General features: G+C 69.3%; 19 protein-coding genes. 9 read left to right on the top strand and 10 right to left on the bottom strand.

Annotation, left to right across the window (positions count from 1 at the left end; translation table 11 throughout):
• The first annotated feature begins 9 nt into the window (after positions 1-9).
• The 3 genes from nthA to ACAM52_RS17290 are packed head-to-tail and all read left to right on the top strand — an operon-like array spanning position 10 to position 1684.
• Complete coding sequence (gene nthA, locus ACAM52_RS17300; protein WP_369644099.1) at positions 10-648, top strand: nitrile hydratase subunit alpha; 639 nt, start codon at positions 10-12, stop codon at positions 646-648.
• The gene (gene nthB / locus ACAM52_RS17295; RefSeq protein ID WP_369644098.1) at positions 645-1310 is read left to right on the top strand and encodes a nitrile hydratase subunit beta; all 666 of its coding nucleotides are present in this window, start codon (positions 645-647) and stop codon (positions 1308-1310) included. The genes nthA and nthB overlap by 4 nt, the downstream gene beginning before the upstream one ends.
• Positions 1307-1684 (top strand): nitrile hydratase accessory protein, encoded by a 378-nt coding sequence (locus ACAM52_RS17290; RefSeq protein WP_369644097.1) that lies wholly within the window; start codon positions 1307-1309, stop codon positions 1682-1684. The genes nthB and ACAM52_RS17290 overlap by 4 nt, the downstream gene beginning before the upstream one ends.
• Here the strand turns inward: ACAM52_RS17290 and ACAM52_RS17285 are convergent.
• Together ACAM52_RS17285 and ACAM52_RS17280 are read right to left on the bottom strand one after the other, a co-directional pair.
• Positions 1681-3108, bottom strand: coding sequence for an FAD-binding oxidoreductase (locus tag ACAM52_RS17285; protein ID WP_369644096.1), 1428 nt, complete (start codon positions 3106-3108; stop codon positions 1681-1683). The two genes, ACAM52_RS17290 and ACAM52_RS17285, sit on opposite strands and share 4 nt — an antisense overlap.
• The gene (locus ACAM52_RS17280) at positions 3105-3521 is read right to left on the bottom strand and encodes a DUF2069 domain-containing protein (RefSeq protein WP_369644095.1); all 417 of its coding nucleotides are present in this window, start codon (positions 3519-3521) and stop codon (positions 3105-3107) included. Before ACAM52_RS17280 ends, ACAM52_RS17285 begins: the two co-directional genes overlap by 4 nt.
• Before the next feature lie 66 nt (positions 3522-3587).
• Between ACAM52_RS17280 and ACAM52_RS17275 the strand changes: the two genes are divergently transcribed.
• Positions 3588-4799 carry a YihY family inner membrane protein gene (locus ACAM52_RS17275; protein ID WP_307637925.1) on the top strand — a complete coding sequence of 404 codons (1212 nt, stop codon included), beginning with the start codon at positions 3588-3590 and terminating at the stop codon, positions 4797-4799.
• Between the two features lie 20 nt (positions 4800-4819).
• Here the strand turns inward: ACAM52_RS17275 and ACAM52_RS17270 are convergent, their stop codons facing one another.
• Positions 4820-5170, bottom strand: coding sequence for an Mpo1-like protein (locus ACAM52_RS17270; protein WP_095744532.1), 351 nt, complete (start codon positions 5168-5170; stop codon positions 4820-4822).
• Between the two features lie 98 nt (positions 5171-5268).
• Between ACAM52_RS17270 and ACAM52_RS17265 the strand changes: the two genes are divergently transcribed.
• Positions 5269-5652, top strand: coding sequence for a thioredoxin family protein (locus ACAM52_RS17265; protein WP_139705773.1), 384 nt, complete (start codon positions 5269-5271; stop codon positions 5650-5652).
• A gap of 21 nt (positions 5653-5673) precedes the next feature.
• The gene (locus tag ACAM52_RS17260) at positions 5674-6339 is read left to right on the top strand and encodes an NAD-dependent epimerase/dehydratase family protein (protein WP_095950601.1); all 666 of its coding nucleotides are present in this window, start codon (positions 5674-5676) and stop codon (positions 6337-6339) included.
• Positions 6340-6363: 24 nt separating this feature from the next.
• Here ACAM52_RS17260 and ACAM52_RS17255 read toward each other — a convergent pair whose 3' ends face one another.
• The gene (locus tag ACAM52_RS17255) at positions 6364-7170 is read right to left on the bottom strand and encodes an alpha/beta fold hydrolase (protein ID WP_369644094.1); all 807 of its coding nucleotides are present in this window, start codon (positions 7168-7170) and stop codon (positions 6364-6366) included.
• 1 nt (position 7171) lies between these two features.
• Complete coding sequence (locus tag ACAM52_RS17250) at positions 7172-8482, bottom strand: O-acetylhomoserine aminocarboxypropyltransferase (protein ID WP_369644093.1); 1311 nt, start codon at positions 8480-8482, stop codon at positions 7172-7174.
• A 148-nt stretch (positions 8483-8630) separates the two neighbouring features.
• Between ACAM52_RS17250 and ACAM52_RS17245 the strand changes: the two genes are divergently transcribed.
• A complete protein-coding gene (locus ACAM52_RS17245; protein ID WP_062476634.1) occupies positions 8631-9089 on the top strand; it encodes a CBS domain-containing protein in 459 nt (152 codons plus the stop codon).
• A gap of 144 nt (positions 9090-9233) precedes the next feature.
• On the opposite strand, the gene ACAM52_RS17240 is transcribed toward ACAM52_RS17245, so the two are convergent.
• Together ACAM52_RS17240 and ACAM52_RS17235 are read right to left on the bottom strand one after the other, a co-directional pair.
• Entirely contained in the window at positions 9234-10217 is a 984-nt protein-coding gene (locus ACAM52_RS17240; protein ID WP_369644092.1) for a Bug family tripartite tricarboxylate transporter substrate binding protein, read from the bottom strand.
• Positions 10218-10225: 8 nt separating this feature from the next.
• Entirely contained in the window at positions 10226-11332 is a 1107-nt protein-coding gene (locus ACAM52_RS17235) for an adenosine deaminase (RefSeq protein WP_369644091.1), read from the bottom strand.
• 85 nt (positions 11333-11417) lie between these two features.
• On the opposite strand from ACAM52_RS17235, the gene ACAM52_RS17230 reads away from it, so the two are divergent.
• Positions 11418-12320 carry a LysR family transcriptional regulator gene (locus ACAM52_RS17230; protein ID WP_369644090.1) on the top strand — a complete coding sequence of 301 codons (903 nt, stop codon included), beginning with the start codon at positions 11418-11420 and terminating at the stop codon, positions 12318-12320.
• On the opposite strand, the gene ACAM52_RS17225 is transcribed toward ACAM52_RS17230, so the two are convergent.
• Together ACAM52_RS17225 and ACAM52_RS17220 are read right to left on the bottom strand one after the other, a co-directional pair.
• A complete protein-coding gene (locus ACAM52_RS17225) occupies positions 12317-13015 on the bottom strand; it encodes an N-acetyltransferase (protein ID WP_369644089.1) in 699 nt (232 codons plus the stop codon). The two genes, ACAM52_RS17230 and ACAM52_RS17225, sit on opposite strands and share 4 nt — an antisense overlap.
• Before the next feature lie 418 nt (positions 13016-13433).
• On the bottom strand, positions 13434-14654 hold the full coding sequence (locus ACAM52_RS17220) for a polyhydroxyalkanoate depolymerase (protein ID WP_369644088.1): 1221 nt from the start codon (positions 14652-14654) through the stop codon (positions 13434-13436).
• An 80-nt stretch (positions 14655-14734) separates the two neighbouring features.
• On the opposite strand from ACAM52_RS17220, the gene ACAM52_RS17215 reads away from it, so the two are divergent.
• Positions 14735-15391 carry a glutathione S-transferase gene (locus tag ACAM52_RS17215; RefSeq protein ID WP_369644087.1) on the top strand — a complete coding sequence of 219 codons (657 nt, stop codon included), beginning with the start codon at positions 14735-14737 and terminating at the stop codon, positions 15389-15391.
• Positions 15392-15401: 10 nt separating this feature from the next.
• On the opposite strand, the gene ACAM52_RS17210 is transcribed toward ACAM52_RS17215, so the two are convergent.
• Positions 15402-16229 carry a helix-turn-helix domain-containing protein gene (locus ACAM52_RS17210; protein WP_369644086.1) on the bottom strand — a complete coding sequence of 276 codons (828 nt, stop codon included), beginning with the start codon at positions 16227-16229 and terminating at the stop codon, positions 15402-15404.
• Between the last annotated feature and the right edge of the window lie 67 nt (positions 16230-16296).

Raw genomic sequence — 16296 nt, 5'->3', positions numbered from 1 at the left:
CATCGGCCGATGACCGGCCATGACCACTCTCACGACCATTCCCACGACCACAGCGAACTCGGCGAGATGGACCTGCGCGTGCGCGCCCTCGAAAGCGTGCTCACGCAAAAAGGCTACATCGACCCCGCCGCGCTCGACGCGCTGATCGACACCTACCAGACCCGCATCGGCCCGCGCAACGGCGCACGGGTGGTGGCGCGGGCCTGGGTCGACCGCAAGTTCCATGAATGGCTGATGGCCGACGCCACGGCGGCCATCGCCTCGCTGGGCTACACAGGCCGCCAGGGCGAGCACATGGTCGCGGTGGCCAACACCGACGACCAGCACCACATGGTGGTCTGCACCCTGTGCAGCTGCTACCCCTGGCCCGTGCTCGGCCTGCCGCCCACCTGGTACAAGAGCGCGCCCTACCGCTCGCGCGCCGTGAAAGACCCGCGCGGCGTGCTGGCCGACTTCGGCACCGCCTTGCCCGAGACCACGCGCATCCGCGTCTGGGACTCGACCGCCGAGGTGCGCTACCTCGTGATCCCGCAGCGCCCGGCCGGCACGGAGGGCTGGAGCGAAGACGAACTCGCCGCGCTGGTCTCGCGCGATTCGATGATCGGCACGCGCGTGGTCGAGGCGCCCTCGGCAAGGAGTGCTGCATGACCTACACGACCCACGCCGACCTCGGCGGACAACCCGGCTTCGGCCCCGTCACGCCCGAGCCCGAAGGCGAGCTGTTCCACGGCGCCTGGGAGCCGCGCGCGCTGGCGCTCACGCTGGCCATGGGCGCCACCGGCTCCTGGAACATCGACACCAGCCGCGCCGCGCGCGAGACGCTGCCCGATTACCGCGACCTGAGCTACTACCAGATCTGGCTCGGCGCGCTGGAGCAGCTCATGCTGCAACGCGGCCAGGTCTTCGCGGACGAGATCGCGTCCGGGCAGATGCACCATCCGGCCGCGCCGGTCGCCCGCGTGCTGCAGGCCGCGAACGTGCCCGCCGTGCTCGCCAAGGGCTCCGGCACCGAGCGCCCCGCATCGGCGCCCGCGCGCTTTGCGGTCGGGCAGACCGTGCGCATGCACCTCGGGCGCGTCGACCACCACACGCGCCTGCCGGGCTATGTGCAGGGCAAGCGCGGCACGATCGAGCACATCCATGGCGCGCACGTGTTCGCCGATGCGAATGCACAGGGCCTGGGCGAGCAGCCGCAATGGCTCTACACCGTGGTCTTCGACGAAGCCGAGCTGTGGGGCGACGCCGCGCCGCGCCAGAACCTGGCCGTGTCGGTCGATGCGTGGGAAAGCTACCTGGAGCCCGCGGCATGAAGGCGAACGACATGCCGCCGCTCGCACTCGCTCCGGGCATGCCGCGCGACGCCGACGGGCCGGTGTTCCGGGAACCGTGGGAGGCGCAGGCCTTCGCGATGACGCTCGCGCTGCACGAGCGCGACCTGTTCAGCTGGGTCGAATGGGCCGAGGCGCTGGCCACGCAGATCAGCGCCGCGCAGGCCGCGGGCGACCCGGACACGGGCGACACCTACTACCGCCACTGGCTCGCCGCGCTCGAAGGCCTCGTGGCCCGCAAGGGCGCGAGTTCCGGCGACGAGCTGGCCCGCTACCGCCACGCGTGGGACCACGCCGCGGAGCGCACGCCGCATGGGCAGCCGATCGAGCTGCGCGGCGAGGATTTTTCTGGCTAGACGCGGATCACGCGCCCCGGGTTCAGGATGTTCTTCGGATCGAGCCCGCGCTTGATCGCCCGCATCATCTCCAGCGCCACCGGCGACTTGTGCTTCTCGAGCTTGTCGACCTTGAGCGAGCCCACGCCATGCTCGGCCGAGAACGACCCGCCGAACTGCTCGACCGCGTCGTAGACCAGCGTGTTGATGCGCTCTTCCTCGTTCTTCAGGAAGGCCTTGGTGTCGATGTTCTCGGGCGCCTGCACGTTGTAGTGCAGGTTGCCGTCGCCCAGGTGGCCGAAGTTCACGAGCCGCACGCCGGCGATCTCGCGTTTCAGCAGTGCGTCGGTCGCTTCCACGAAGGCGGGAATGCGCGACACCGGGATCGAGATGTCGTGCTTGATGTTCAGCCCTTCCTCGGCCTGCGCGAGCGGAATGCTCTCGCGGATGTGCCAGAGCTGGTGCGCCTGCGTGAGGTTCTCGGCCACCACCGCGTCGGTCACGCAGCCGTCTTCGAAGGCGGTTTCGAGCAGCGCCTCGAAGCGCGCGCGGGCGTGGTCCTCGGACTCGCTGTCGGAGTTCTCGAGCAGCACGCAGTAGGGCACGGCCTCGTCGGCGATGAAGGGCACGCGCAGCTGCGGCATGTGCTTGTCGACCAGGCTCAGCGCGAACTTGCCCATCACCTCGAAGCCCGTGAGGCCCGAGCCCAGGTGCTTGTGCGCCAGGCCCAGCAGCGTGACCGCGTGGTCGAGCGAAGGCACGGCGGCCCAGGCCGTGAGCTGCGCGGCGGGCAGCGGGTACAGCTTCATGGTCGCGGCGGTGATGACGCCCAGCGTGCCTTCGCTGCCGACGATCAGGTCGCGCAGGTCGTAGCCCGTGTTGTCCTTGCGCAGGCCGCTCGTGCCTTCCCAGATCTCGCCCTGCGGCGTGACCACTTCCAGGCCCAGGCACAGGTCGCGCGTGTTGCCGTAGCGCACGACCTGCGTGCCGCCCGCGTTGGTCGCGAGGTTGCCGCCGATGGTGCAGCTGCCCTCGGCCGCCAGGCTCAGCGGGAACAGGTAGCCGGCTTTCTCGGCCGTCTCCTGCAGGGTCTGCAGGATGCAGCCGGCCTCGACGGTCATCGTGAGGTTGGCGGCGTCGATGTTGCGGATGGCGTTCAGGCGCTGCAGGCTCAGCACCACCTGCGTGCCGCTGTCGTCGGGAATGGAGCCGACCACCAGGCCGGTGTTGCCGCCCTGTGGAATGACGGCCGTGCCGGCCGCGGCGCAGGCCTTGACCACGTCGGCCACCTGCTGCGCATTGGCCGGGCGCACCACGGCGAGCGACTTGCCGCGCGCGCGCTTGCGCCAGTCCTGTTCGTAGGCCGCGAGGTCGCCCTCGGTCAGCACGTGCGTGGCGCCGACGATGGCGCGCAGTTGGTCGAGGAGGGAAGAAGAGGTGGTCATTGGGCGGAAGCCTCCAGGGGACGGGCAGCGGCAGCGGCGGCCTTGGCGTGGCGCAGGCGAAGGCGCACATGCCACGCGCAGGCCGCGAAGAGCACGAGGCACAGCAGCACCTCGACGAGCGCGAGGATTTGCCCCATGCCGTTGGTGTCGCTCCAGGCGCGCACCACGCCCTCGGTGAAGTAAAGCCAGATCATCAGGCTGACCCAGCGGTAGGTGTACATGCGGTTCTTGTAGAGCCCCGCGAGCGGAATGACCAGCGGCAGCACCTTGAGCGCCAGCAGCGAGCCGCCCGGGCGCAGCGGCGCCAGCCACAGTTCCCAGGCCAGGCCCAGCACGATCAGGCCGACGAGGCTGCCCACGGCGGCCCATCGGGTGGCGCGGACGGAAGAGGGCGGGAGTGGGGTGTCGGACACGGTGGCGGCGAAAGAGAGAGGGGGAGGCGCACCGGGTGTGGCGCATCTCGGGAAAGAGCGGATGGCATGATACCGGCCATGAATCGCAGGCAGCTTTGGAGGGATCTTTCGCGCTTTCCTTGGCGCAACACCGCAGCGGTATTGGGGGAGCGTTTTCGCGAAGACCGCCTCGGCCTCACGGCCAGCAGCCTGACCTTCACCACCACCATCGCCATGGTGCCGTTCTTCACGGTGGCGCTCGCCCTGTTCACCGTGTTCCCGATGTTCGCCACCATGCAGGGCCGCCTGCAGCGCTGGCTGATCGAGAGCCTGATTCCCGACAACATCGCGCGCCAGGTGCTGGGCTACCTGAACCAGTTCGCGAGCAAGGCCAGCGGGCTGGGCATCGCGGGCCTGGTGGTGCTGCTGATCACCGCCATCGCGCTGATCCTCACCATCGACAAGACGCTCAACAACATCTGGCGCGTGCGCACGCCGCGGCCGCTCGCGCAGCGGGTGCTGATCTACTGGGCCACCATTACGCTGGGGCCGCTGATCCTTGCGGTGAGCCTGTCGACCACCTCGTACGTGTTCGCCGCGTCGCGCGACGTGGTGGGTGGAGGCATCGTCAAGCTGGCCTTCGACACCCTGGAATTCCTGCTGCTCGCGGCGGGCATGGCCGGGCTGTACCACTACGTGCCGAACACCACGGTGCGCTGGTCGCACGCCTGGGCCGGCGGCCTCTTCGTGGCGGCGGCCATCGAGATCGCCAAGCGCGTGCTGGGCTACTACCTAAGCCTGGTGCCGACCTATTCGGTGCTGTACGGCGCCTTCGCCACCTTCCCGATCCTGCTGGTGTGGATCTACGTGGCCTGGGTGATCGTGCTGCTGGGCGCCGTCATCGCGGCCTACCTGCCGAGTTTGCTGACGGGCGTGGCGCGCCGGGGCGGCGCGGCGGGCTGGCCGATGCAGCTCGCGATGGAGGTGCTGCAGCACCTGGCGCGCGCGCAGGCCACGCCGGCCAAGGGCATGGGCGCGAGCGAACTGCTGACGCGCATGCGGGTCGACGGGCTGCAATTGGCGCCGGTGATCGACACGCTGGTGCGGCTCGACTGGATCGCGCCGCTGGCCGAGGAGCCCGCCAACCAGGACCCGCGCTACGTGCTGCTGGCCGACCCGTCGACGCCCATCGAACCGCTGCTGCGCGAGCTGCTGATGCCGCGCGCCGAACCGCTCGAAGACCTGTGGCAGAAGGGCCCGCTGCGCACGCTGCGGCTGGGCGACGTGCTATTGATCTAGGAGCGCCCTGGCGTGGGCCGTCAGATCTTGACCCGGCCGGCCCAGATGTCGCGGTACATCGTCCAGTCGCCCATGAAGGAGTACAGCGGGCGCTTGAACGAGGCGGGCTTGTTCTTCTCGAAGCCGAAGTGCCCGACCCAGGCAAAGCCGTAGCCCGCCACCAGCCCGGCCAGCAGCCACCACGGATTGAGCGTGACCACCAGCGCCACGAGGCACAGCAGCGAGATCGTCGAGCCCGCGAAATGCAGACGCCGGCAGGTGACGTTGGCGTGCTCGGTCAGGTAGAAGGGATAGAACTCGGCAAAGCTGGTGAAGCGGCGCGGATCGACCGGGGCCGGCGCGTCCGGTGCGGCAGGGGTGGAGGTGTTCATCGTGGGTCTCCTGCGCCCCGCAGGGGCTTTGTTGATAATAGCCACGACCCCGCGGCCGCACCACCCGGGTTCGCCATCCCACCTTCGCCGTATCCACCTTGAGCGCTGTTCCCGTCGTCCCCGTCGATTCTTCCGCCGATGCCAATGCGCTGTGGGTCGTGTGCCTGTGCGCCGAATGGTGCGGCACCTGCCGCGACTACCGGCCGCTGCTGGTCGAGCTGGCAAAGGCGCACCCGCAGTTCCGCTTCGCCTGGGTCGACATCGAGGACCACGCCGAGATCGCCGACGCCTTCGACGTCGAGACCTTCCCGACCCTGCTGGTGGCGGGTGCCGACGGCACGCGCTTTCTCGGTCCGCTGCTGCCGCACATCGAAACGCTGTCGCGCCTGCTCGGCGCGCTGCAGCCGCCGCAGCCTTCCAGCCTCGACGTCGACCTGCTGCTGGCCGTGCTCGAGAAAAAGCCCGCGGCCTTCGCGGTCTGACCGCTTCGGAGCTTCCCTCCCATGAACATCCTGATCTTTGGCGCCACCGGCATGGTGGGGCAGGGCGTGTTGCGCGAGTGCCTGCTGGCGCCCGACGTGGAGCGTGTGGTGGCCGTGGGACGCAGTGCCACCGGGCAGCAGCATCCCAAGCTGCAGGACCTGGTCCACAAAGACATGTTCGACTACCGCGCCATCGAGTCGCAGCTGACGGGCTTCGACGCCTGCTTCTTCTGCCTGGGCGTGTCGTCGGTCGGCATGAAGGAGCCCGAGTACAAGCGCATCACCTACGACCTGACGATGGCCGCCGCCACCGTGCTGGCGCGGCTCAACCCGGGCATGACCTTCACGTATGTGACGGGCGCGGGCACCGACAGCAGCGAGCGCGGCGAACGCATGTGGGCGCGCGTGAAGGGCGCGACCGAGAACGCGTTGATGCGCCTGCCGTTTCGCGCGTCCTACATGTTCCGGCCCGGCATGATCCAGCCGCTGCACGGCGTGCGCTCGAAGACGCCGCTGTACGACGCCGCGATCGTGGTGCTCAAGCCCGTGCTCGGGCTGGCCCACCGCTGGTGGCCCGACCGCGTGACCACCACCGAGAAGGTGGGCCGCGCGATGCTCGCGGTGGCGCGCCGGGGCGCACGCAAGGTGCTGCTCGATCCGGCGGACATCAACGCGCTGGGCAGCTAGGCCGCCCCGCGTTCTTCACAGTTTTCAGCCCGCGACGAAGTCGCGCAGCGCGAACAGCACCTCGTCCGGCGCCTCGCTCATCAGCGCGTGGCCGGCATGCACCGTCACCACCTTGGCGTTGCGCGCCTTGCTCACCAGCGCCTTGGTGGCGCGCGGCGGCGTCATCTGATCGGCGTCGCCCAGGAGGAACAGCACGGGGCACTGCACCTTCTCCATCGCGGCTTCGCCGTTCGCGTAGTCGTTGCAGGCCTTGAAACCGATGTGGAACACATTGGCCTCGCGGTTGCTCGCGAGCACGCGGCGCATCAGCGCGCGCGAGCTGCCGTACAGCCACGTGCCCGGGCCGAGCGACGAAGGCGGCGGCGCCAGCAGCGAGTGCGAGAAGGTGTTGACCATCGCGATGGCGCGCTGCGGATCGCTCACCGAGCTTTCGAGCAGCGCGGGCGACACCACCATCGGATAGGCCGTGCCGACCATCGCGAGCTGCGTGATGCGCTCGGGCGCGCGTGCCGCGGCTTCGAGCGCGATCAGCGAGCCGAAGCTGTGGCCGACCAGCGCGGCCTTCTGTACGCCCGCTGCGTCGAGCAGCGCGATGACGAACTGCGCGGCCTCTTCCACGCTGGCCGGCGGTGCGCCGGCGCTCTTGCAGTGGCCCGGCAGGTCGACCGCCAGCACGTTCCAGCCGTGGTTGGCGAACCAGCGGCTTTGCAAGATCCACACGCTGTGGTCGTTGAGCACGCCGTGGATGAACACCACCGTGGGCTTGGTCGCATCGAAGGGCTTGCCGGCGGTGTAGCAGTAGGTGTCGTGGCCGTTGACGGTGTAGTTCATCTCAGGCACCTGCCTTTTCCGCGGCCTTCAGCGCGCGCTTGAGGTCGTCGATCAGGTCGGCCGGGTCTTCCAGGCCGATCGACAGGCGGATGGTGCCCTGCGAGATGCCCGCGCCCGCCAGCGCCTCGTCGGTCATGCGGAAGTGCGTGGTGCTGGCCGGGTGGATCACCAGGCTGCGGCAGTCGCCCACGTTGGCCAGGTGGCTGAACAGCTTGAGCGCCTCGATGAAGGCCTTGCCCTGTGCGCGGCTGCCCTTGATGTCGAAGCTGAACACCGCGCCCGCGCCGCGCGCGCCGTGGCGCAGCAGCTTCTGCGCGAGCGCATGGCTCGGGTGCGACTCGATCAGCGGATGTCCCACGCGCGACACGAACGGATGGCTGGCCAGGAACTCGACCACCTTCTGCGTGTTGTCGATGTGGCGCTCCATGCGCAGCGGCAGCGTCTCGATGCCCTGCAGGATCAGCCACGCCGTGTGCGGGCTCATCGAGGCGCCGAAGTCGCGCAGGCCTTCGCGGCGCGCGCGCAGCAGGAACGCGCCGACGGTGCTTTCCTCGCTGAACACCATGTTGTGGAAGCCGTCGTAGGCCTGCGTGAGCTCGGCGAACTTGCCTGACTTCTCCCAGTCGAAGCTGCCGCCGTCGACCACCACGCCGCCGATGACGGTGCCGTGGCCCGACAGGAACTTGGTGGCCGAGTGGTAGACCAGGTCGGCGCCCCAGTCGAAGGGTTTGATGAGGTAGGGCGAGGTGAGCGTGGAGTCGACCAGCAGCGGCACGCCGGCTTCGTGGGCGATGTCGCTCACGGCGGGAATGTCGAGCACGTCCAGGCCCGGGTTGCCCACCGTTTCGCCGAAGAAGAGCTTGGTTTCGGGGCGCACCGCGGCGCGCCAGCCATCGAGGTCGCCGGGCTTCACGAAGGTGGTCTCGATGCCGAAGCGGCGCATCGTGTAGTGCAGCAGGTTCTGCGAGCCGCCGTACAGCGCCGTGCTCGCGACGATGTGCGAGCCCGCGCCCATCAGCGTGGCCACCGACAGGTGCAGCGCGGCCTGGCCGCTGGCGGTGGCGATGGCGCCGATGCCGCCTTCGAGCGCCGACACGCGCTGTTCCAGCACCGCGTTGGTCGGGTTGCTGATGCGCGAATACACGTGGCCCGCGCGTTCCAGGTTGAACAGCGCGGCCGCGTGGTCGCTGGATTCGAAGACGAAGGAGGTCGTCAGATGGATGGGAACGGCCCGCGCGCCGGTGGTGGGGTCGGGGGCGGCGCCGGCGTGCAGCGCGAGGGTGTCGAAACCGGGGTCGGAATAACCGGGCATGAAGGCCTTTCTGTTGTCTCTTCGCAATGCCCCGTGACGCCGGCAATGCTTGCACAGGCGACAGGGGCGTTCGGGTCGGCGTCGATTGTGGGCTATATTCAAATCGGCACGACGCCGAGAACGACGAATCCCCGAGAGGAGCACCACCATGAAAGTCAGCGACATTCTTCGCGTCAAGGGCAACACGCTCTTCACCACCACGCCCGACGACCCGCTGGCGGAAGCCGCCAAGACCATGGCGGACAAGGACATCGGTTCGCTGGTGGTCATGGAGCACGGCGACCTGGTCGGCATGCTCACCTTCCGTGAAGTGATCGTGGCGGTCGTCAACAACGGCGGCCAGGTCGGGACCACGCTGGTGCGCAAGGCCATGGACGACGCGCCCGTCACCTGCACGCTCGAAACCGACCTCGACGAAATCCGCCGCATCATGCTGGAGCGCCACGCGCGCTACATGCCCGTGATGGACAAGCGCATGCTCATGGGCGTGATCAGCTTCTACGACGTGGCCAAGGCCGTGGTCGACGCGCAGAACTTCGAGAACAAGATGCTCAAGGCGTACATCCGCGACTGGCCGGAAGACGAGAGCAACGAAAAGGCCGGCTGAGCCTTTTCAGCCAGCCACTGACCGACTCTGCGTCGGCCCCTTCAAGCGAACACCGAGGAACCGGCTTTGCCGGGCCTCAGGTGTTGCCCCCGGTAGGGGGTTGGAGAAGCGACACGAAGTGCGCGCAGCCTGGGGGCGAGCTTCTTACTCTTTGATGTTGGCGGTCTGCACGATCTTTTGATTGCGTGCGTACTCGGCCTGCACGAACTTCCCGAACGCCTCCGGCGTTCCGCTGCCCGGCAAAGCGCCTTGTTCCGCCAGCTTGGCGCGCACGCCTTCCTCCTGCAGCACCGCATTCAGTTCCTGGTTGAGCCGCGCCACCACGGCCGGCGGCGTTTTCGCGGGCGCGAAGATGCCGGTCCAGCTCACCATGTCGTAGCCCTTGAGGCCGGGCATCTCGTTGAAGGTGGGCACCTGCGCGAGCGCTGGCAGGCGCTGGCTGCCGGTGATGCCCAGGGCCTTCAGGCGCTTGCCGTTCACGTGCGGGATGGCGCTGGTGCTCACCAGCATCGCGAGGTCGACCTGGTCGCCGATCACGTCGGTGGCGATCTGCGCACCGCCGCGGTAGGGCACGTGGGTCACGAAGATGCCGCTGCGTTCCTTGAGCAGTTCCATCGCCAGCTGCAGCACGGTGCCCACGCCCGAGGTGGCGTAGTTGTAGTGGCCCGGCTGGGCCTTGGCGAGCTTCACGAAGTCGGCGTAGCTGCGCACATCGAGGCCGGGGCGCGCCACCAGCACCATCGGCGCGGTGTTGAGCAGGCCGACGGGCGCCAGGTCTTTCAGCGGATCGAAGCGGAAGGCCGAGGGGTTGACCAGCCGGCCGATGGCGATGGCGCTGTCGGGGCCGACCACCAGCGTGTAGCCGTCGGGCGCCGCGCTCACGGCCTTGGCCACGCCGATGGCGCCGCCCGCGCCGCTCACGTTCTCGATCACGACCGACTGCTTGAGCCGTTCGCCCAGGCGCTGCGCCACGAGGCGGGCGTTGACGTCCACGCTGCCGCCGGCCGTGTAGGGCACGATCAGCGTGAGGGGCTTGGCGGCGGGCCAGGCCGGCTGGGCGAGGGCGCCAACGGGCAGGGCGGCGCAGAGTGCGGCGGCAGCGAGGATCAGGCGGCGGTTCGTGGTCATGGCGGGGTTCATCCGGGGAAGGGGGTGGCGGAAGGCGTGGGTTCGCAGGGCAGGCGGGCGCGCAGCGCGTCGAAGTCGGCGCTCCATTCGGCGCGCCACTGGCGGCGCTGCGTGTCGTCGATCCAGGCGCCGGCCAGGCCGTTGTGCATGAAGCCGCGCAGGTCGTCCAGGCCGAAGCCGAAGTCGCGCACCATCATCAGCCAGGCGCCCGTGGGCGTGACCTGGTGCAGCGTCGGGTCGTCGGTGTTCGGGTGGATGCGCAGGCCCAGGCCGGGCATGCGGCGGATCGGGTGGTCCAGTGCCCAGCGCTCGGGCGGCAGCGTGCGCAGGTAGTAGGAGTTGGTCGGGACCACGGTGAAGATCACGCCGCGCTCGGCGCACTGGCGCGCGAAGTCGGGCTGGTCGACCACCGTGTAGCCGTGGTCGATGCGGTCGACCTGCAGCAGCTCGAGCGCGGTGCGCACGTTGGTCCAGGGCATGCCGAACTCGCCGGCGTGCGCGGTGGTCTTGAGGCCGGCCTTCTTCGCCTCGGCGTACGCGCGGGCGAAGAGCTCGGGCGGCCGGTCGTTCTCGCGGTAGTCGATGCCGATGCCGATCACCTCGTCGCAGCGATGCGACTTGACCCACTCGACCATCTCCACCGCCGCCTCGGCGCTGGCCTCGCGGTCGATGGCGGCAATGAGCCGGCCGGTGATGCCGAACGCCTGCTGCGCATCGTGGATCGCGCGCACGATCGCGCCCTGCGCCAGCGGGTAGGCAATGCCCGAGCCGTGCACCGTGCCGGTCGGGTTCCAGAAGAACTCGGCGTAGCGCACCTCGTGCGAGGCCGCGTCCTGCAGGTATTCGAGGGTGAGCTGGTACAGGTCGTCGGCGCTGCGCACCAGCTGGGCGTCGAGTGCGCGCAGCACGCGCAGCACGCCCACGGGCTTTTCGCCGCGCGTGTAGAAGCCGTCGATTTCCGCGTCGGCCAGCGGCGCGCCGGCGCGCTGGTTGAGCTGGCGGAAGGTGTCGTGGCGCACGGTGCCGAAGAGGTGGCAGTGCAGCTCCACCTTGGGAATGGCGCGCAGCATCGCTTCGAGGGTGAAAGGAGCAGGCGTGGGCGCGGCTAGGGTCATGCGGCGCAGTCTAGGCAGTGCGTGCTCATAAGGAAAATTTTGAATTTCTATAATTTGATTCATTGAATCGATAACCAGGACGCCCATGGCCGCTTTGCCCCTGCGTGCGCTCACGCTGCGCCAGCTGCAGTGTTTCTCGGTGCTGGTCGAGGAAGGGCACTTCGGCCGCGCGGCGCGCCGGCTCGCGATCACGCAGCCCGCGCTGAGCAACGCGATCAAGCAGATGGAAAAGCTGCTCGGCGCCGAGCTGCTGACCCGCTCCACCCACCGGCTCGAACTCACGCCCGTCGGCGCCGAGGTGCTGGCGCGCACCGACTTCCTGGTCCACACCTTCGAGGTGGCGCTGCGCGACATCGAAAGCACGGTGCAGCGCGGCCGGGCCTACGTGCGCGTGGGTGTGATCCCCTCGGCCAGCGCGCGCGTCGCGGCGGCGGCGGCCGGCTTCCTGCAGCAGCGCGCCGAGGTGGAACTGGCCTGGCGCGACGCGCCCTCCACGGTGCTGCTGGCCGAGCTGCGCAGCGGCCAGCTCGACATGGCCGTGGCCGCGATCACCGAGCCACCGGGCGGCCTGGAATGCATCGATCTGTTCCGCGACCCGCTGGTGCTGGTGGTGCGCAGCGACCACGCGCTGGCGGCGGCCGGCGAGGCGCGCTGGGAAGCCATCGGCAGCGAGCGCCTCGTGCTGTTCGAAAGCGGCAGCATGCCGGCGCTGGGCGACCCGGCGCGCGCGCAGTTCGCGCAGGGCGCGCAGCCGTACCGCGTGAGCTATTCCGAAACGCTCTACGCGCTGGTGCGCAGCGGGCAGGCGCTGGGGCTGATGCCGCAGCTGTACACCTCGTCGCTGCGCGACCCCGAGCTGGCCGTGGTGCCGCTGTCGGCGCCGCGCATCGAGCGGCGCGTGGTGCTGGCCTACCTGCCGGGGCCGATGCGCAACGTGGCGGCGCAGGAGCTCATCGGGTTCCTGCGCGAGCGGTTGCCGCAGGCCTAGGCAGTCTCCAGCATCGCCATGCGCGTTTCGCTGCTGAAACGCTCCAGCGTCCAGCCTTCGCCGAGCATGAACATGCGCGTGTGCAGCTGCGACAGCGTGTCGCCGTCTACTTCGCTGCCGAGATAACTCAAGCGCTTCTCGCGCAGGTCGACAAAGCCCGTCACGTAGTCGCGTCCCAGGCGCAGCCACAGCGCGTGCGCGCCCGGCGACTGGCGCGCGCCGCTCATCAGGCACATGCCGCTGCCCAGTGCCCAGCGGTACACGGCCGAGGCCAGGCCGCGCCGCTGGTAGGCGGGGTCGTACTGCGAATGCGGCGCGCGGATGTGGCGGTCGGCGCGGCGGTCGAGTTCGATCAGGCGGTTGAACACGGTGTAGCCGACCAGCCGCTGGTGGCGCACGTCCTCGATGTACACGTAGGTCTCTCCATCGGCCTCGCGAAAGCGTGCGCGCAGGTCGGGGTCGTCCAGGCGCAGCGCGGGCAGGTCCTGCACGCGCTCGCCCATGGCGCGCATGCGCTCGTACACCGGCGTCAGCGGCTCGCTCGGGCGGCCCTTCTTCGGATCGACGTCGATGCGCAGCTCGGCCGGCCGCAGCAGGCGGCGGCGCAGCGCGTCGAACGACAGCCATGCGGGCCAGGGCGGCAGGGCAGGCGAAGGCGAAAAAGAGACGGAAGGGGAGCAGGCAAGAGCCACCACGGGGAAATCCTCACGACGAAACACGACGGCGAAGCGGGCGAGGTCCTTCCGCGCGGCACGGGGCCGGAGGCGGGAAGAAGGTCGGACGCTGGGGGAAGTGGTGCGTCGCCCGGGCCGAGCGATCAATGGATCAGGGCCAGGACGCGCGACCGCGCGGGGCGGGTGCCCGACGGTCGATGTGCGCTGAAGAAAAAAGGAGGCTGACCGCCGGGCTCAGGGATGTGCGAGGGTCTGCTGCGACCTCGCCGTCATCGCCGCGGGTGCGCGCACGCGCGCGTCGCCCGGGGCCGCAGAGGCCGCCGCGCGATCGAAACCGGGGATGAAAACCATGACGTTCATAGGGTCGATTGTAGGAAGCCGGGGGTGTTCGGGCAACCAAAGCCCCCGCGGTCTCTGCCAGATTGAACGCGGGTTGCGCTCAGTGCAGTTCGTCGGCCGCGTGGATCGTCTCGCGCACGCGCGGGTAGATCTGCGTGTTCCATTTGCTGCCGCTGAACACGCCGTAGTGCCCCACGCCGGCCTGCAGGTGGTGCGTCTTGAGGTAAGGGCGGATGCCGCTGCACAGGTCTTGTGCGGCCACGGTCTGGCCGACCGCGCAGATGTCGTCGCGCTCGCCTTCCACCGTGAGCAGCGCGGTGCGCCGGATGGCCGCGGGGTTCACGGTGCGCCCGGCCACGGTGAGCACGCCGCGCGGCAGGTCGTAGGTCTGGAACACGCGCTCGACGGTCTCCAGGTAGAACTCGGCCGGCAGGTCGTTCACCGCCAGGTACTCGTCGTAGAACTCGGCGATGGTGCGGGCCTTGTCGAGCTCGCCCTCGACCAGCAGGCGTTCCATGTCCTCGAACTGCTTCTTGTGGCGCTCGGGGTTCATGCTCATGAAGGCCGTGAGCTGCAGGAAGCCCGGGTACACGCGCCGCATCGCGCCCGCGTGCGGCCACGGCACATGGCTGATGAGGTTGCGGCGGAACCAGTCGATGGGCCGGTCGGTCGCGAGCTTGTTCACGGCGGTCGGGTTGATACGGCAATCGACCGGCCCCGCCATCAGCGTGAGGCTGCGCGGCGTGGCCGGGTGGTCGTCTTCCGCCATGAGCGCGGTCGCGGCCAGCGCGGCCACGCAGGGCTGGCACACGGCGACCATGTGCGCGCCCGGGCCCACGGCCTCGACGAAGCGCATCAGCTGCAGCGTGTAGTCGTCCAGCCCGAAGCGGCCCTGCCACAGCGGCACGTCGCGCGCGTTGTGCCAGTCGGTCAGGTACACGTCGTGGTCGCGCAGCAGCGTGCGCACGGTTTCGCGCAGCAGCGTGGCGAAATGGCCCGACAGTGGTGCGACCAGCAGCACGCGCGGGTGCACCGCTTCGGTGTGCGCCTTGCGAAAGTGCAGCAAGGTGCCGAAGGGCGAGACCAGCGCGACCTCTTCGTGCACGGGCACGTCGGTGCCGTCGACCACGACGCTGTCGATGCCGTAGGCCGGCCGCGTGTGGGTGAGCCGCATGCGCGAGAAGACCTCGCAGCGCGCGGCCATGCGCCGCAGCGCGGTGCGCTCGGTGCCGTCCTGCCAGAGGGCGCGGCCCAGGTACTGCGCGGTGAGCCGCCATGGCGAGAGCAGGTCGGCCTGGTTCTGGTAAGCGCGGTACAGCATGCACGGGCTGCAGGCAAGTTGCGGGCCAACCGTGTGGCACGGCGCTTGCACACAGCACGCATCGTCCAAGGAGTGTCGCGATGGCCAAACCCGTTCTCACGATCAGCAGCAAGAACTACGGCGCCTGGGCGCTGCGCGGCTGGCTGATGTGCAGGCTCGCGGGGCTGGACTTCAGCGAGAAGGTCATCCCGCCCGACGACCCGGCCATGAAGGCCGAGATGCTGCTGCTGTCGTCGTCGATGCTGGTGCCTTCGCTGCAGCATGGCGGCATCAAGGTGTGGGACACGCTGGCCATCGGCGAGTACCTGAACGAGATCAAGCCCAAGGCCGGCCTGCTGCCCACCGACGCCGCGGCGCGTGCGCACTGCCGCGCCATCTGCGGCGAGATGCACTCGGGCTTTGCCTCGATGCGCGGCGCGCTGCCGATGAACATCAAGGCCCGCTTCAAGAACTTCAAGGTGTGGTCGCGCGCGCAGGGCGACATCGACCGCATCGTCGCCATCTGGCGCGAGTGCCTGAAGGCCTACGGCGGCCCCTTCCTCTTCGGCAAGCAGCCCGGCATGGCCGACGCGATGTACGCGCCCGTGGTCACGCGCTTCCTGAGCTACGACGTGGCGCTGGACAGCGTGTGCGCCGCGTACTGCAAGCGCGTGATGGAGCTGCCCGCCATGAAGGAATGGGTGGCCGCCGCGCTGCAGGAGCCCGACGAGATCGACGAACTCGACGCGGAGTTCTGACGCTGCTTTTTCAGGTGCTCGCGGGCGGCAGGCCGAGGCCGTCCTGCCGCAGTCGGCGTTCAATGCTTTGCGCGGCTTGCTGCAGGTCGCCCAGGTGCGCCGACACGATCTCGCGCTCGCTCTTCACCGCCGGCAGCCACGCGCAACTGAGGCAACCCACCACCTGCTCGCCCAGCCGCACCGGCACCGACACCGCGCCGAAGCGGTCGGGCGAGTCGAGGCTGGTGGACGTGGGGTCGCGCGCCGCATAGCCCTGGTCGCGTGCGTGCGCCACCATGCGGCGGATGCTGTCGGGGCGCCGCGCGCCGCGGTCGAAATCGTTGGGTGAACGCGCCAGTGCCGCAACGATTTCTCGCCGTTCATCCTCGGGGCAGAACGCAAGGTAGCAGCGCCCGAGCGACGACAGCAGCATCGGCGGGCGAAAGCCCAGCGCGCGGTAGTTCACCGCGAGGCCATTGCGCGGCCGGTCGGTGTCGAGGATCAGCATGGCCGTGCCGTCGCGCACGCCCAGGTCGATGGGCCACGGCACCAGCCGCTGCAGCGTGGCGCGCGGCGACGCCGCCAGGGCCGTGAGGCGCGTGCGCCACGCCGCCGTAGCGCCCGACTGGCCGGTGGCCGAGGTGGGCACGTAGCGTTTCTCCAGCTCGTTGCGTTCCACCCAGCCGGCCTGCTGCAGCGTCTTCAGGATGCGCAGCAGCGTGGCCTTCGACAGGCCGGTTTGCCGGTGCAGCTCCTGCAGCGTGACGGCCGACGAACGCTGGATGGCCAGCATCACGTCGAGCCCGCGACGCAGGGCATCGATCGACTTCACGCTGTGCGCGCCGCTGGTGTCCGACATGCCGCCTCCGAAGAAAAAAGGTTCACTCGGTGAAACTATATCTTCTGGCCGCGCGGCGCCATTCCTA

Source organism: Variovorax sp. V118, from assembly GCF_041154445.1.
GTDB classification, from domain to species: Bacteria; Pseudomonadota; Gammaproteobacteria; order Burkholderiales; family Burkholderiaceae_C; genus Variovorax; species Variovorax boronicumulans.
This window is presented reverse-complemented; position numbering and strand designations above follow the sequence as displayed.